General features: G+C 63.1%; 16 protein-coding genes. 4 read left to right on the top strand and 12 right to left on the bottom strand.

From position 1 onward, the window contains the following. Positions 1–197: 197 nt before the first annotated feature. The 4 genes from L1069_RS07715 to L1069_RS07700 all read left to right on the top strand — a co-directional run bounded on the left by L1069_RS07715 (position 198) and on the right by L1069_RS07700 (position 3,988). Complete coding sequence (locus L1069_RS07715; protein WP_129369905.1) at positions 198–917, top strand: LuxR family transcriptional regulator; 720 nt, start codon at positions 198–200, stop codon at positions 915–917. A 93-nt stretch (positions 918–1,010) separates the two neighbouring features. After that, positions 1,011–1,652 (top strand): acyl-homoserine-lactone synthase, encoded by a 642-nt coding sequence (locus L1069_RS07710; protein WP_134830592.1) that lies wholly within the window; start codon positions 1,011–1,013, stop codon positions 1,650–1,652. Between the two features lie 63 nt (positions 1,653–1,715). After that, positions 1,716–3,254 carry an AAA family ATPase gene (locus L1069_RS07705; protein ID WP_129369907.1) on the top strand — a complete coding sequence of 513 codons (1,539 nt, stop codon included), beginning with the start codon at positions 1,716–1,718 and terminating at the stop codon, positions 3,252–3,254. After that, a complete protein-coding gene (locus L1069_RS07700; RefSeq protein ID WP_129369908.1) occupies positions 3,251–3,988 on the top strand; it encodes an SDR family oxidoreductase in 738 nt (245 codons plus the stop codon). Before L1069_RS07705 ends, L1069_RS07700 begins: the two co-directional genes overlap by 4 nt. 164 nt (positions 3,989–4,152) lie before the next feature. Here the strand turns inward: L1069_RS07700 and L1069_RS07695 are convergent, their stop codons facing one another. The 12 genes from L1069_RS07695 to L1069_RS07640 form a co-directional block, all read right to left on the bottom strand. Next, positions 4,153–4,938 carry a TIGR02186 family protein gene (locus L1069_RS07695; RefSeq protein ID WP_134830589.1) on the bottom strand — a complete coding sequence of 262 codons (786 nt, stop codon included), beginning with the start codon at positions 4,936–4,938 and terminating at the stop codon, positions 4,153–4,155. A 2-nt stretch (positions 4,939–4,940) separates the two neighbouring features. Beyond that, the gene (locus tag L1069_RS07690) at positions 4,941–5,864 is read right to left on the bottom strand and encodes a sulfite exporter TauE/SafE family protein (RefSeq protein ID WP_129369910.1); all 924 of its coding nucleotides are present in this window, start codon (positions 5,862–5,864) and stop codon (positions 4,941–4,943) included. A gap of 287 nt (positions 5,865–6,151) precedes the next feature. Beyond that, on the bottom strand, positions 6,152–7,117 hold the full coding sequence (locus L1069_RS07685; RefSeq protein ID WP_129369911.1) for an ABC transporter permease: 966 nt from the start codon (positions 7,115–7,117) through the stop codon (positions 6,152–6,154). After that, positions 7,117–8,211, bottom strand: coding sequence for an ABC transporter permease (locus L1069_RS07680; RefSeq protein WP_129369912.1), 1,095 nt, complete (start codon positions 8,209–8,211; stop codon positions 7,117–7,119). Before L1069_RS07680 ends, L1069_RS07685 begins: the two co-directional genes overlap by 1 nt. Next, on the bottom strand, positions 8,212–9,741 hold the full coding sequence (locus L1069_RS07675) for an ABC transporter ATP-binding protein (protein WP_134830586.1): 1,530 nt from the start codon (positions 9,739–9,741) through the stop codon (positions 8,212–8,214). It abuts the gene before it with no gap. After that, a complete protein-coding gene (locus L1069_RS07670; RefSeq protein ID WP_129369914.1) occupies positions 9,738–10,091 on the bottom strand; it encodes a nuclear transport factor 2 family protein in 354 nt (117 codons plus the stop codon). The genes L1069_RS07675 and L1069_RS07670 overlap by 4 nt, the downstream gene beginning before the upstream one ends. Before the next feature lie 17 nt (positions 10,092–10,108). Next, positions 10,109–11,104, bottom strand: a complete 996-nt coding sequence (locus L1069_RS07665) for a BMP family ABC transporter substrate-binding protein (RefSeq protein ID WP_237455266.1) — start codon at positions 11,102–11,104, stop codon at positions 10,109–10,111. A 155-nt stretch (positions 11,105–11,259) separates the two neighbouring features. After that, the gene (locus tag L1069_RS07660) at positions 11,260–11,685 is read right to left on the bottom strand and encodes a GNAT family N-acetyltransferase (protein WP_237455265.1); all 426 of its coding nucleotides are present in this window, start codon (positions 11,683–11,685) and stop codon (positions 11,260–11,262) included. Continuing rightward, complete coding sequence (gene tsaB / locus L1069_RS07655) at positions 11,678–12,274, bottom strand: tRNA (adenosine(37)-N6)-threonylcarbamoyltransferase complex dimerization subunit type 1 TsaB (RefSeq protein WP_237455264.1); 597 nt, start codon at positions 12,272–12,274, stop codon at positions 11,678–11,680. The genes L1069_RS07660 and tsaB overlap by 8 nt, the downstream gene beginning before the upstream one ends. 21 nt (positions 12,275–12,295) lie before the next feature. Then, the gene (locus L1069_RS07650) at positions 12,296–12,862 is read right to left on the bottom strand and encodes a NifU family protein (protein ID WP_237455263.1); all 567 of its coding nucleotides are present in this window, start codon (positions 12,860–12,862) and stop codon (positions 12,296–12,298) included. A 69-nt stretch (positions 12,863–12,931) separates the two neighbouring features. Continuing rightward, entirely contained in the window at positions 12,932–13,531 is a 600-nt protein-coding gene (locus L1069_RS07645; RefSeq protein WP_237455262.1) for a 2-hydroxychromene-2-carboxylate isomerase, read from the bottom strand. 25 nt (positions 13,532–13,556) lie between these two features. Next, positions 13,557–14,012, bottom strand: coding sequence for a universal stress protein (locus tag L1069_RS07640; protein ID WP_129369919.1), 456 nt, complete (start codon positions 14,010–14,012; stop codon positions 13,557–13,559). Positions 14,013–14,252 lie beyond the last annotated feature (240 nt).

Raw genomic sequence — 14,252 nt, 5'->3', positions numbered from 1 at the left:
TGTTGCGCTCCCGGCGCAATACCCGCGCAATCGGATGCCTGGCAGCAGTAAACTGCCCAAACCCTTGAGGTTGTCATTGACCGCACAAAGCCCCGCACTGCAAAAGAACAACAGTTGTCTGCAACGAACCCCGAGACAGCCTTGCTGGTTGTGAATAGCCGGATCGGGCAGGCTCTGGACTGAACTGGTATACGGCAATGGCACATAAGGCAGAGTTGGACCGCATTCTGGAGGCGCTTGACGCCACCAAGACCCTTGACGGGCTGCAATTGATTATTGACCAGGTGCGCGGTGTGTTCGGGGTTGATCATGCCATGTATCACTGGGTCGACAGCGCCGGCGACCACTACCATTTCGGCACCTATCCGCAGGCTTGGGTCGAGCGCTACCAGGAAATGGCCTATGTGCGGGTCGATCCGGTGGTGGCCGGCTGCTATCAGCGGTTCCACCCGGTTGACTGGAAGCGGCTGGATTGGTCGCCGAAACCGGCTCGCGAGTTCCTGAAAGACGCGCTGGAGCATGGGGTCGGCAACCAGGGCTATTCAATTCCGATCCGCGGGCCGAACGGGCAATTTGCGGTGTTTACCGTCAGCCATAACTGCGACGACGAGACCTGGGAAAAGCTCACGGAACGCTGCAGCCGCGATATGATCCTGATGGCACATTATTTCAACCGGAAGGCGCTTGAGTTTGAGCCCAGCCGCAGCCCGGAGCAGGCTCAGCCGCTGTCGCCGCGTGAAGTGGACGCCCTGACATTGCTGGCTATCGGTTACAGCCGTGCACAGGTGGCAAAAACCCTGTCAATCTCCGAGCACACGCTGCGTGTCTATATTGAAAGTGCCCGGTTCAAGCTTGGTGCAATCAATACGACGCACGCCATTGCCCGGGCCATGACACTCGGTTTTATTGTAGTTTAACGTCAGAGTGTGACGGTCTTTGTAAATACACTCTGAAATTGCATTTCGCAGGCGTAATCTGTCCCCACTGATCTACCAGAAGGGGACTAATCAATGCTTCGCTATATCTACGGCCATGATCTTCACAACCATGCAGACCTTGCACACTCGATGTTCCGCGACCGTGCGGATCAATTCCAGGCCCGGCTGGGCTGGGAGGTGCAGGTGGACCGCAAGGGGGAGGAGCGCGACCAGTACGACCAGCTGGATCCGCTCTATGTGGTCTGGGAAATGCCGGATGGCAGCCATGGCGGCTCGATGCGGTTTCTTCCGACCACTGGGCCGGTGATGGTCAATGACGTCTTTCTTGACCTGGCCGGCGGGGTGCCGATCTGCAGCCCGCTGATCTGGGAATGCACCCGCTTCTGCCTGTCACGCGACGCGGGCGTCAATGTGGCGGGGGCGCTGACCCTGGGCGGCGTCGAGATCATGCGCAATTTTTCCGTCGCGCATTTCGCGGGGGTCTTTGACCGGCGCATGGTGCGGATCTACCGCAGCCTCGGCTTCAGCCCGGACATCATCGGCACCCAGGGCGAAGGCCGTGAACGGATCTGCCTCGGCCTGTGGGAATACACGCCTGAGGTCTATCTGAAAGTCGCCTCCAAGGCCGGGATTGCCCCTGATCTGTCGCAGCTCTGGTTCGATCGGTCCTTTGGCAGTGCCAGTGCGGCAGCACCCATGGCTCTCACCGGCTGATTGAGTCGAAATCCGGGGCCGGATCCTCTGGCGGACCCGGTCCCGCGGCTGTAGGGTCGCGCAATGACAGCTCTGCCCGTACAGTTCTCCGACGACCAGGCCACCGCTTTTGACAGCGTGACCGAACTCCTGCGCAAGGCAGGGGTGGATCTTGATGACGGGTTGCTGCACCCGCCCCGCGGCGACGCCGGGGTGATGGCAGTGATCGGCAAGGCTGGATCGGGCAAGACGCTGCTGCTGGCCGAGCTGTACAAGGCGCTGGAGCAGGCCGGGGTCGAGGTCGTCTCCGGCGACTATGAAAGCCGCAAGAAGAGCGACGACCGCCGCACCCTGGCGATCCTGGCGCCAACCAACAAGGCCGCCAGCGTGCTGCGCCTGCGCGGCGTGCCCGCGACCACCATTCACCGCATTCTTTACACACCGGTCTATGACCCGGAATACGAACGCATCGCCGAATGGCTGGCGGGGCAGGGGGACAAGCCCGAGATTGAAGGGCTGACCGAGGAAGCCCTGGCCCGCGCGGCTGCGTTCTTTGAGAAAAACAAATCGATCCCCGGCGCCCTGGCGGCCGCGGGCCTGCGCGGCTCGGACTTCATCACCGGCTGGAAACGGCGTGAGGAGCCGCTGGACATCGGCTTTGTCGACGAAGCCTCGATGCTGGACGACCGCCAGTTCGAGGACCTGAAGGAAATTTTCCCCAATCTGGTGCTGTTTGGCGACCCGGCGCAGCTGGCCCCGGTCAATCAGTCAGGCTCAATGGTGTTTGATACCCTGCCGGAGCCGCAGCGCCTGATCCTGAACCGCATCCACCGGCAAGAGGCAGGCAATCCGATCCTGGATCTTGCCCACGCATTGGCCGACCCGGAGCTGCGGTTCGAGGATTTTGAACGGATGATCGAAGACACCGCACGGCGCGACGACCGTGTGGTTTGGGGCCAGCGGGTCGAGGTTGACCTGATGGCGCGCTCACCGGTGCTGGTATGGCGTAACAACACAAGAATCCGGCTGATCAATGCCTTCCGGAATGTCCACGGCGCTCCGGAGGATGCGCTGATCGCCGGAGAGCCATTGATTTGCGACGGTATCGAACTGCCGATGAAACACCGCAAGAAACGCTTGGATCTGGAGGCACGCGGGCTGATCAAGGGCGCCCAGGTGATCTTTCTCGGCGCCGGCCGTAAACCCGGATTCTCCCGCTTGCATGTGATGGGGGCCGAGGATCCGCAGGTCTCTGCGGCCTCTATCGTGAAAATCGAAAAGCCGGACGAGGAAGAGCCGTTCATCCCCTACGCCGCCCGCATGGGCGCCACTTTCCTGCATGGTGCGGCGGTGACCATCCACAAGGCGCAAGGCTCGCAATGGGACACCACCCAGGTGTTTGCCCCGGATATCTATGCCGCCGCCCGCATGGGCCGGGTCGAAGCAGGCCAGCCGCTGTGGAAGCGCCTCGCCTATGTGGCGATCACCCGGGCGCAGGAGCGGCTGATCTGGGTGGTGCGCAACCGATTGGCCAAACCGTCGGGCCCATTGCAGGTGGATGACCTGAAGGCGGTGCCAGCCGCCGCGCTGACGCTGGAGACGCAGGAGAATACCCCGGCATGAGCAAATCCATCCTGATCACCGGCGCCAGCTCAGGCATCGGCCGTGCCGTCGCAGAACTGTTCCTGACGGAAGGCTGGCAGGTTGGCCTGCTGGCGCGCCGCGCGGACAAGCTGCAGCAGGTGGCACAGGGCCGCACGGGCGCCCATGTGCTGCCAGCGGATGTCACTGACCCGGCGGCTGTGGATCATGCGGTGAACAGCTTTGCCATGGCGGCGGGGCGGCTGGACGTTCTGTTCAACAACGCTGGCATCTTCACCCCGCCCGGCACCATTGATGAAATCCCGTTGGAAGACTGGTTTGCCTCCGTCAATGTGAACCTCACAGGCATGTACCTGACCGCCCGAGCGTGTTTCCGCCAGATGCGGCAGCAATCGCCGCAGGGCGGGCGGATCATCAACAACGGCTCAATCGCCGCCCATGTCCCGCGGCCCCATTCGGCGCCTTATGCGGCCACCAAGGCAGCGATCACCGGCCTCACCAAAAGCCTGTCACTGGACGGCCGCCCCTTTGATATCGCCTGCGGCCAGATCGATATCGGCAACACCAGGACCCCGATGGTCGAAGACCTGAGCCAGCGTCACGCCGTCGCCAACCCTGGTGCCGAACCGATGCATACATTTGCGGTGGAGGATGCAGCAAACTCAGTGCTGCATATGGCAAGTTTGCCGCTGGAGGCGAATGTTCAGTTCATGACGGTGATGGCGGCCAAAATGCCCTATATCGGCCGCGGCTGATGTCTCCCGCCCGTCACCGGCGCATTAGATATGCGCCGCTCCCGTTGGGCATGGCGCTGCGCGCCTCCGGCGGGAGTATTTCCGCAAAGAAGGACCAGGGGGCTTCTTTCTGGTAAAATACCCCGGGGTGAATTGGCCGTACGGCCAAGAGGGGCAGGCCCCTCTTACCGGTTCCGAAGCAGGCTGAAGGCCGCGGAGGCGCCCCAGCCGGAGGCGATCGCAATGGCCAATGCCATCAGGCCATAAAGAAACGGCTGCTCGCGGGACATCGAAAACAGGAACCGTTCCAGCCCCACTTTGCGCACATCGATTGTGGTCTCGTAACTGGACACAACCTCGCCGCCGCGGGTCAGAAAGATGCGGGTCTGGTAATCGCCCTCAGTCAGGTCCGCCGGCATTTCGATGGCGGTGCGGAACAGGGTCTGCTCATCCACTGCGACAGTATTTTCCCGCAGCGAGTAGAGCCCGTTGTCCTCGCGGATGCGCACCACCGCGTCAGCAAAGGACTGGGCGCCGCGGATGTGCATTGCCGCACCGACCGATCGGATGGCCCGTTCGATGGATACCCGGAAACGCAGATCTTCGGTATCCGTCAGCACCTGGGCAAACGGTGCGCTGGTGGCTACCGCATAGAAAGCCGGGGCCGAGTCGACCAGCACGCTGTCCACATTGACCCAGATGCCCAGTTTCTTTTCCTTGCGGCGCACCATGACTGCCGGGGCAGGGCCGGACACTGTGACGATCACTTCCAGCGGATCCTCCGACGGGATCGGGCTTTCGCGCTTCACCGCGCCAAAGATCAGAATCTCCGAACCATCGAAAGTGGCGGTGATTGCCACCCGGTCCTGGCTGAGGCCCAAAACAACTTCTTCCTTGGCGGCCTGGGCCGCTGACTGCGGCAGCAGTGCCAGGGCGGCAGCTGTGAGGGCGTACATAAACAGCTTGCGCATGATCAATGGCCTCCCGCAGCGCCGAGGGAGTACAGCTCAGCCGGTTGCAGCAGCAGCTCAAGCCCCAGCTTGACGCAGACGATGATCACCATCAGCGCCAGCAGGATGCGCAGCTGTTCGGCCTTGAGGTAGACACCGATGCGGGTGCCGATCTGGGCGCCGATCACGCCGCCGACCAGCAGCAGCACTGCCAGAACGATGTCCACCGTATAGTTGGTGGTGGCATGCAGCATGGTGGTGAAAGCGGTGACCGTGATGATCTGGAACAGCGAGGTGCCGACAACCACTTTGGTCGGCATGCCGAGGATGTAGATCATCGCAGGCACCATGATGAAACCGCCGCCGACCCCCATGATCGCGGCCAGAATGCCGACGCAGATGCCGACCAGCACCGGCGGGATCACCGAGATATAGAGACCCGAGGTGCGGAACCGCATCTTGAACGGCAGCGCATGCACCCAGCTGCGCTGCCGCCGTGCTGCAGGGGCCGCGCCGCCCGCTTTCTTGGATTTGCGGATGGCATTCAGGCTTTCGATGAACATCAACGCGCCGACCACACCCAGGAAGACGACATAGCAAAGCTTGACCAGCAGATCGACTTGGCCAAGCGCCTTGAGGTAGTTGAACACCACCACCCCAAGCGCCGCGCCCATCAGGCCGCCGGCCTGCAGCACAAGTCCCATCTTGATATCGACGGTGCGCCTTCGGAAATGCGCCAGCACCCCGGAAAAGGACGAGGCGACAATCTGGTTCGCTTCCGTGGCCACCGCCACAGCCGGCGGGATGCCGATGAAAAACAACAGCGGCGTCATCAGAAAGCCGCCGCCGACTCCGAACATGCCCGAGAGAACCCCGACCATTCCCCCGAGGCCCAGGAGAAGGAAGGCATTGACCGAGACCTCAGCTATGGGAAGGTATATCTGCATGGTCCTTGTTAAACCGCAGTTCGTTCAGAAATCAATGATCTATGCCGCTCTGCAGCGTGCAGGACTGATTTGACGCATCAAACTGGACTTATCGCTGGGTTTGCGGAACGGGGACAGGCGGGACACTCCCGCGCCCGCAGGAGATGGCTGCGCCAATCCCCTTGGCGGCCTTGGGCCGGGCACCGCACTGCGTGCGGAGCAACGGGGGCCTGCTGTGACGCCTCTGAGGGGCAGAAAAGGAAACGCCCGGCGCGGGGCCGGGTGTTTCAGCAGGGCAGACGCAGGGCTTAACGCTCCTTGACGTAAGGCTCGCCGCCAGCGCGGGGCGGAATCGCCTTGCCGACAAAACCTGCAAGAATCACCACCGTCAGCACATAAGGCAGTGCGTCCATCGCCTGCACCGGAATGGTGATGCCGCCCAGTTCGATGTTTTGGAACCGCAGCGCGACGGCCTGCAAAAGGCCGAACAGCAGGCAGGCGCCCATCGCGTGCCAGGGCCGCCACTTGGCAAAGATCAGCGCCGCAAGCGCGATGAACCCGCGCCCCGCTGTCATGTCCTTGACAAAACCTGCCTGCAGGGCGGTGGCCAGATAAGCACCGGCAATGCCGCACAACAGGCCGCAGATCATCACTGCCGCGTATCGCAGGCCGACAACCGAGACGCCGGCAGTATCTACCGCCGCCGGGTTTTCCCCCACCGCACGCAGGCGCAGTCCAAAGCGGGTGCGGAACAGCACCCACCAGGTGGCAGGCACCGCCAGAAAGGCGATGTAGACCAGGATTGAATGCCCCGATAGCAGCTCGGAATAGACCGGTCCCAGTCCCGGCACGCCGGACAGGCTGTCGGCAAAAGGCAAGGAGACCGGGCCAAACCGGCCGCCGCTGATCAGCGACGGTGTGCGGCCGCCCTGCTGGAACCAGTCCTGTGCGATCAGCACGGTCATGCCTGCTGCGAGGAAGTTGATGGCCACGCCGGAAATCAGCTGGTTGCCGCGGAAGGTGATCGACGCCACCCCGTGCAGGCCCGCCAGCACCAGCGAGGATCCGATACCGGCCAGCAGCCCCAGCCAGACATTGCCGGTGACGGCAGCGACAGCGGCGGAAAAGAAGGCTGCCATCAGCATCTTGCCTTCCAGGCCGATGTCAAAAATGCCTGCGCGTTCGGAAAAGAGGCCCGCGAGGCAGGCCAGCAGCAGCGGCGTCGCCAGGCGGACGGTGGAATCCAGCAGTTGGATGATCGTCAGGAAATCCATCAGCTCCGCCCCTTCCGCGCCGCCAGGAAGATCTTTTCAAGCGGCATCCGAACCATGTTGTCCAAAGCGCCAGTGAACAGGATCACCAAGGCCTGGATCACCACAATCAGCTCGCGCGGGATCGAGGTCCAGAGCGCCAGCTCGGCGCCGCCCTGGTACAGGAACCCGAACAGGATCGCCGCCAGGAATACGCCGAACGGATGGTTGCGGCCCATCAGTGCCACCGCGATGCCGATGAAACCCGCGCCTTCTGTGGCATTCAGCACCAGCCGTTCAGCCTCGCCCATCACATTGTTGACCGCCATCATGCCGGCCATCGCGCCGGAGATCAGCATCGCGATCATGACAGTGCGCACCGAAGAAATGCCGGCATAGCGCGCGCCCGGTTCCGATTTGCCAAGCGAGCGGATTTCATAGCCCAGCGGCGTGCGCCAGATCAGCAGCCAGATAAACAGGCAGGCGCCGACGGCAACCAGAAGGCTGACATTGGCCGGTGCCGATTTGGAAAAGCTGATGCCGACCGGGGCCAGCAGCTCATGCAAAGACGGCAGATGCACAGCTTCGGGAAACCGCGCGGTGGCCGGATCCATCGAGCCTTGGGGGCGCAGCACATTGACCAGCACATAGTTCAGCACCGCTGCTGCAATGAAGTTGAACATGATGGTGGTGATCACGATATGGCTGCCGCGCTTGGCCTGCAGATAGGCAGGGATCGCAGCCCAGGCGGCGCCGAAAATCCCGGCGCCGAGGGCGGCAAAGACCAGCGCCAGCGACCAATGCGGCCAGGGGATCAGCAGGCAGACCAGCGCCACGCCAAGCCCGCCCAGCATCGCTTGGCCCTCGCCGCCGATGTTGAACAGGCCTGCATGGGCAGCAACCGCCACCGCAAGGCCGGTGAACATGAAGTTGGTGGCATAATAGAGCGTGTAGCCCCAGCCATAGGTGGACCCCAGGGCGCCATCGACCATCAGTTTGACCGCGGCGACCGGGTCTTCGCCGATCCCGAGGATCACCAAAGCTGACAGGATCGCGGCCAGCAACAGACTGATCAGCGGGATCAGGACCACATCGGCCCATTTCGGCATCTTTTCCATTTACGCGGCCTCCCCCGCGACACCGGCCATCAACAGGCCCAGCTCTTTCTCGTCGGTCTGATCGGCGGGGCGTTCCCCCATGATCATGCCGTCAAACATCACCGCAACCCGGTCCGCCAGCGACAGGATTTCCTCCAGCTCGACCGAGACCAGCAGGATCGCCTTGCCCTGATCGCGCAAGGCCACGATCTGTTTGTGAATGAACTCAATGGCGCCGATATCGACGCCGCGGGTCGGCTGGCCGATCAGCAAAAGCTCGGGGTTGCGCTCAATCTCGCGCGCGACGACGATTTTCTGCTGGTTGCCGCCGGAAAAGCTTTTGGCGGCCAGCCAGGGATCCGGCGGGCGCACGTCGAACTTTTCCATCTTGGCTTCGGTATCCGCCCGCAGGGCGGCATTATCCAACAGCAGTCCGTTTTTGTAGGCCGGATCGCGGTGATAGCCAAAGGCCACGTTCTCCCAGGCGTGGAAGTCCATGATGAGGCCCTCGCGCTGGCGGTCCTCCGGCACATGGCCGATATGGGCGTCCCGCCGCGCACGTGCATCCGCGCCATGGCCTTGAAGCGGCAAAGGGGTGCCATGCAGTTTGATGCTGCCGCTGCCCGCGCGCATGCCGCCCAGAACCTCCAAAAGCTCCGACTGGCCATTGCCGGCTACCCCTGCGATGCCGACAATCTCGCCTGCGCGCACCGTCAGGTTGATACCCTTGACGCGTTCAACGCCGGCTTCATCCACTACCCGCAGGTTTTCAATCTCAAGGACCGGCGCCCCGGGCCGGGCGGGCACCTTATCCACCCGCAGCAGCACCTTGCGGCCGACCATCAGCTCGGCCAGGTGTTCGGGGCTGGTTTCAGCCGTTTTGACGGTGGCTGTCATCTGGCCGCGCCGCATCACCGAGACCGTGTCGGTATACTCCATAATCTCCCGCAGCTTGTGGGTGATCAGGATGATGGTTTTGCCTTCGGCGCGCAGCCGGTCAAGGATGCGGAACAGCTGATCTGCCTCGGACGGCGTCAGCACGCCGGTCGGCTCGTCCAGGATCAGGATCTCGGCCTTGCGGTACAGCGCCTTGAGGATTTCGACACGCTGCTGCATGCCGACGCCGATCTCGTCGATGCGGGCGTCTGGGTCCACAAACAGCTCATACTCCTCCTCCAGCGCCTTCAGCTCCTTGCGGGCGCGGCGCAGAGAGGGCATCAGCATGCCGCTGTCCTCGGCGCCCAGCACGATGTTCTCCAGAACGGTGAAGTTCTCCACCAGTTTGAAATGCTGGAACACCATGCCGATGCCGGCAGCAATCGCCGCCTGGCTGTCGGGGATCGCAGTCCGCTGCCCCTTGATCCAGACCTCGCCTTTGTCGGCCTTGTAAAACCCATAGAGGATCGACATCAGCGTTGATTTGCCGGCGCCGTTTTCCCCGATGATCCCGTGAATGGTTCCGGGGGCGACGCTGATCGAGATGTCCTTGTTCGCCTGGACCGGGCCAAAGGCCTTGGAGATGCCTTTGAGTTCAATGGCGGGGGCGGTCAATCGGGCTCTCCCATGCCTGTAAATCCGATCAGCCGCACCACTTTGCCGTCTTCAAGATCAGCAAAATACTGGCCGCGCACCATGCGCTTGCCATCCTTTTCGAAATCCACCGTGGCGCGCACGTGGCCGTGGTGTTCCGAGACGGCAACCACCTTGGCCGCGGCACCGGGCATCATCGCGCTGAACTGCGCGACATATTCCAGATAGGCATCGCGCCCTTCGATTGGGGCAGGAGAGTTGGGATCGGAGTAGTAAAAACGAGGCCCGATGGCCGCGTCCGTTTTTGAAGCGCGGCCTTCAGGCGTTGGGTCGCCCCAGGCCGCAAACAGAGTGTGAAGTGAATCCGTCATGGCCTGGGGCTTTCTCTTTAGAAGCTCAGCGCGGGGCAGCTGTCATCCGCCATGTAATCGTGCACTTTGATCTCGCCCGAGGCGATCTTGGCGGCAGCTTCATCCACGGCGGACTGCATCTCAGCCGAGACCAGGGAGGCGTTGTGCTCGTCCATGGCATAGCCGACACCGCCATTGGACAGGCCCATGACAGAGAAGCCGGTCTCCATGTCCGCGCCGTCGGTGAAGGCCTCAAACACGGCGTTCCCGACCTTCTTGGTCATCGAGGTCAGCACTTTGCCCGGATGCAGGTGGTTCTGGTTGCTGTCCACGCCGATCGACAGAATGCCTTCATCGGCTGCGGTCTGCAGCACGCCGACGCCAGTGCCGCCTGCCGCGGCATAGACCACGTCAGCGCCTTGGCTGATCTGCGCCTTGGTCAGCTCTGAGCCTTTGACCGGGTCGTTCCAAGCCGCCGGGGTGGTGCCGGTCATGTTGGAAATCACATTGGCGTCCGGATTGGCGGCCTTGACCCCTTCGGCATAGCCACAGGCGAATTTGCGGATCAGCGGGATGTCCATGCCGCCGATAAAGCCGACAGTGTTCGATTTCGACGCCATCGCCGCCATCATGCCAACCAGATAGGAACCTTCGTGCTCGTTGAACACAACCGAGCGCACATTGTCGCCCTCAACCACCATGTCGATGATGGTGAATTTGGTGTCCGGGTAATCGGCTGCCACCTGGCCCAGGGCATCGGCAAAGGCAAAACCGACCATCACGATCGGGTTGGCGCCGGCCTCGGCAAAGCGGCGCAGCGCCTGTTCGCGCTGGGCTTCGGACTGCAGCTCGATCTCGCGGTAGCTTTCGCCGGTTTCCTCGGCCCAGCGCTGGGCGCCGCCGTGTGCTGCCTCGTTAAAGCTTTTGTCGAACTTGCCGCCCAGGTCGAAGATCAGCGCAGGCTCGGCCAGTGCGGCGCCTGCGGTCAGGGCCAGCGACGCGGCTGCGCCCATCAGCGATTTCATCAGGGTCATCAGGTTAACTCCCACTGTCATTATTGTTGGATGCAGCGGGGGTTCTCCGCTGCCCGGCCCCGTTCAGGCCTTAAAGGGTGCGGCAATTTAGCCTGCAGGTCGGGGAGGGGGTCAACCGCTTTTTGACCAAATGGTGCGGAATCCGCGCAACTGGCCTAAGGTAACGCTTTACGCATCAGGATCGCGTCCGCTGCGGCGGCACCCTGGCGGAGGTAGTAGCCCTTCCGGCGGCCGCACTCCGCGAATCCGCCGGCCCGGTACAGTGCCTGCGCCGGGGCATTGTCCTCGGCCACCTCAAGGAAGGCTTCAGCGGCCCCGCGATCCCGGACGGCTGATTCCCACTCGGCCATGCAGCGCCGCGCCAATCCCTGGCGCTGATGCGCGGGATCGGTGGCAATTGTCAGCAGTTCCGCCTCATCCGCAATTACCCGAACCAGGGCAAAACAGCGCGCATCACCGGCGGCGAAAACCAGCGGGCTGTCCAGCAGGGAGGCGAATTCAGCAGCGCGCCACGGGCGGGACCGGGTAAAGGCCGCGGCATGGGTCGCGGCCATTTTCTTTGGTGTCAGCGGTTCACTCATCAATCAGCGCAGGCGGAACATCGCTGGACGGCGCCGCATCTGCAGCGCGCAGGTACAGCGGTGCAGGCGGATCAGTCACGGTGCGGAACCGTGCAGCGGCAATGCGCGCAACAGCTTCGGCAATCCCTGCCGGGCTTGCCACGGGCGCAAAGGCCAGCCCGGCACCGCGGGCGGCATCTTCAGCCTCCTGGCGCGGCATCAGACGCGGTGCTTCGCCGGGCAAGGCGGCATAGACCTGATCGCGCGGAGCGGGCACGGCGGGCAGGGTGCCCTCGGCGGCGCGGGCCTCAAACCCATCGACGCCCACCGCCGGCACCTCCAGCCCCAGCGCCAGGCCGCGGGCGGCGGAAACGGCGATGCGGATGCCGGTGAAATTGCCGGGGCCGATGCCAACACCAATCGCATCCAGATCCTGCCAGACGGCACCGCCTTCGGCCAGCACCTCCTCCAGCAGCAGCATCAGCCGCTCAGCCTGGCCGCGGGTCATTTCCTCAAGCCGGGAGGCCAGCACTGCGTCGCCGCGCAGCAAAGCGGCCGCACAATGCGCGGCCGATGTGTCAAAACCCAGAACCAGCGGTTCGGACGTCATGGTTTGTCCTTTCGCAGCCAGTCAGACAGCAACCGGGCGCACCTCGGTGACTTCCGGGATGTAATGGCGCAGCAGGTTCTCGATGCCCATCTTCAGTGTCAGGGTCGAAGACGGGCAGCCGGCGCAGGCGCCCTGCATATGCAGATAGACCACACCGCGGTCAAAGCCGTGGAAGGTGATATCGCCGCCATCCTGGGCCACCGCCGGGCGCACCCGGCTGTCCAGCAGTTCCTTGATCTGGTTGACGATCTCCGCGTCCTCGCCGGTATGCTCGGCATGGCCCGAGGCCGGATCGGCAGAGCCGTCCGCCATCACCGGCTGGCCGGACTGGTAATGCTCCATCACCGCACCCAGGATGGCGGGCTTGATGTGGTCCCATTCGACGGCGTCGGCCTTGGTGACGGTCACGAAGTCGTTGCCGAAGAACACGCCGGTCACGCCGTCTACCGCAAAGATGCGGGAGGCCAGCGGCGATTTGCCTGCGGCATCAGCACTGGGGAAATCAGCGGTGCCTGCTTCCAGAACGGTCTGGCCCGGCAGGAATTTCAGCGTCGCCGGGTTGGGCGTGGATTCAGTCTGAATGAACATGTCGGGTCTCCGTTAAGCGTGCCCCCGATATGCGCTCTGCGGCCCGCCAAGTCAAGATTTGGAACTATTCTAAATCGTTCGGGATGCGGCGTGATCCAAAGCCTGTTCCAGCCGGTCGTCGCCCCAGAACAGTTCTGTGCCGCTGGTGAAGCTGGGCGCGCCGAAAATGCCTGCGACACTGGCCGCCTCGGTCTGTGCGCGCAGTGCCGATTTGATTTCAGGCGATTGCGCGCGGTCCAGCAGGTTCGCATCCAGTCCAGCTTTGTGCAAACAGTCCAGCAGAACGGTTTCAGCGGAGATATCGGCCCCGTCGCCGAACTGGGCCAGATACACGGACTGGGCAAAGGCTTGGATCCGGTCCTGTTCCGATGCGGCCAGCGCCAGCCGCGCGGCCATCAGCCCGTTTTGCGGAAACGGATCCGGGTGGCAAAAGGGCAGGCCGCGGGCTGCGCAGATCCGCTGCATGTCGCGCCACATATAGCGCCCTTTGGCCGGGTAGAGGTTGAACGGCGACGTGTCCCAGCCCTGGGCGGCAAAGATAGGACCCAGCAGAAACGGCTTCCAGATAACAGCAATGCCGCGCGCTTTGGCGGCGCTGCTGATCCTCATTGCGCTGAGATAGGAGTAGGTGGAGGCAAATTCGAACCAGAAAGTGACACTGCGTTCCATTGGCTTTGCCCCCCCCCGAAGACTGTCAGGTAATCGCTTCCAGCTTTTCTTTCGACAGATCGCCCGGCACAATCGTGATCGGAACCGGCAGGGCGCCGGATGTTTTGGTCAGCTGAGTGACCAGCGGTCCCGGTCCTTTGCGCCCGGTGCCGGCTCCTAGCACAAGCACGCCGATTTCCGCGTCGTCCTCAATGTACTTCAGGATTTCGGGCACCGGTTCGCCTTCGCGGATCACCAGATCGGGGTCGACGCTTTGGCGGTCGCGCATCCATTTGGCAAAGACTTCGAAATGGGCGTGGATCCGCTCTCGCGCCTCTTCCCGCATCACTTCGCCGACACCGATCCAGTGGTTGAACTCGTCGGGCGGGATGACTGACAGGATGGTCACGCCCGCGCCGGTATGCGCTGCCCGCATCGCGGCAAAGCGCATTGCGTTCAGGCATTCGCGGCTGTCATCCAGGACCACTAGGAATTTGCGCATCTTCGCTCTCTCGTTGTTCCGCCGCGGATCATGAACCAAGCAGGCGCATCAGGCAATAGAGCCACAACTGCTTGGCCGTTGCGTTCATCTGGCTCTAGGCATGCCGCCAGTCAGGCTTGAAGGGGCGCTCCCGCTCCCGCAGGATTTTCCGGCAGTGCCGGAACCCCCTTGGCGGCATTGGGCCGGGCGCGGGGGCGCGGGGGGGGGGGGGGCGCGGGGGGCGGGCCCCCCCCCCCCCCC

The organism is Leisingera sp. MMG026, assembly GCF_021654205.1.
Lineage (GTDB): Bacteria > Pseudomonadota > Alphaproteobacteria > Rhodobacterales > Rhodobacteraceae > Leisingera.
Note: the sequence above shows the minus strand (reverse complement) of the source record. Positions and strands in the feature narration are given on the sequence as shown.

Bases quoted from the DNA above. Each gene is read 5' to 3' on its own strand.
- L1069_RS07715 (WP_129369905.1), top strand. From the start codon at position 198: ATGGCACATAAGGCAGAGTTGGACCGCATTCTGGAGGCGCTTGACGCC.
- L1069_RS07710 (WP_134830592.1), top strand. From the start codon at position 1,011: ATGCTTCGCTATATCTACGGCCATGATCTTCACAACCATGCAGACCTT.
- L1069_RS07705 (WP_129369907.1), top strand. From the start codon at position 1,716: ATGACAGCTCTGCCCGTACAGTTCTCCGACGACCAGGCCACCGCTTTT.
- L1069_RS07700 (WP_129369908.1), top strand. From the start codon at position 3,251: ATGAGCAAATCCATCCTGATCACCGGCGCCAGCTCAGGCATCGGCCGT.
- L1069_RS07695 (WP_134830589.1), bottom strand. From the start codon at position 4,938: ATGCGCAAGCTGTTTATGTACGCCCTCACAGCTGCCGCCCTGGCACTG.
- L1069_RS07690 (WP_129369910.1), bottom strand. From the start codon at position 5,864: ATGCAGATATACCTTCCCATAGCTGAGGTCTCGGTCAATGCCTTCCTT.
- L1069_RS07685 (WP_129369911.1), bottom strand. From the start codon at position 7,117: ATGGATTTCCTGACGATCATCCAACTGCTGGATTCCACCGTCCGCCTG.
- L1069_RS07680 (WP_129369912.1), bottom strand. From the start codon at position 8,211: ATGGAAAAGATGCCGAAATGGGCCGATGTGGTCCTGATCCCGCTGATC.
- L1069_RS07670 (WP_129369914.1), bottom strand. From the start codon at position 10,091: ATGACGGATTCACTTCACACTCTGTTTGCGGCCTGGGGCGACCCAACG.
- L1069_RS07665 (WP_237455266.1), bottom strand. From the start codon at position 11,104: ATGACCCTGATGAAATCGCTGATGGGCGCAGCCGCGTCGCTGGCCCTG.
- L1069_RS07660 (WP_237455265.1), bottom strand. From the start codon at position 11,685: ATGAGTGAACCGCTGACACCAAAGAAAATGGCCGCGACCCATGCCGCG.
- tsaB (WP_237455264.1), bottom strand. From the start codon at position 12,274: ATGACGTCCGAACCGCTGGTTCTGGGTTTTGACACATCGGCCGCGCAT.
- L1069_RS07650 (WP_237455263.1), bottom strand. From the start codon at position 12,862: ATGTTCATTCAGACTGAATCCACGCCCAACCCGGCGACGCTGAAATTC.
- L1069_RS07645 (WP_237455262.1), bottom strand. From the start codon at position 13,531: ATGGAACGCAGTGTCACTTTCTGGTTCGAATTTGCCTCCACCTACTCC.
- L1069_RS07640 (WP_129369919.1), bottom strand. From the start codon at position 14,012: ATGCGCAAATTCCTAGTGGTCCTGGATGACAGCCGCGAATGCCTGAAC.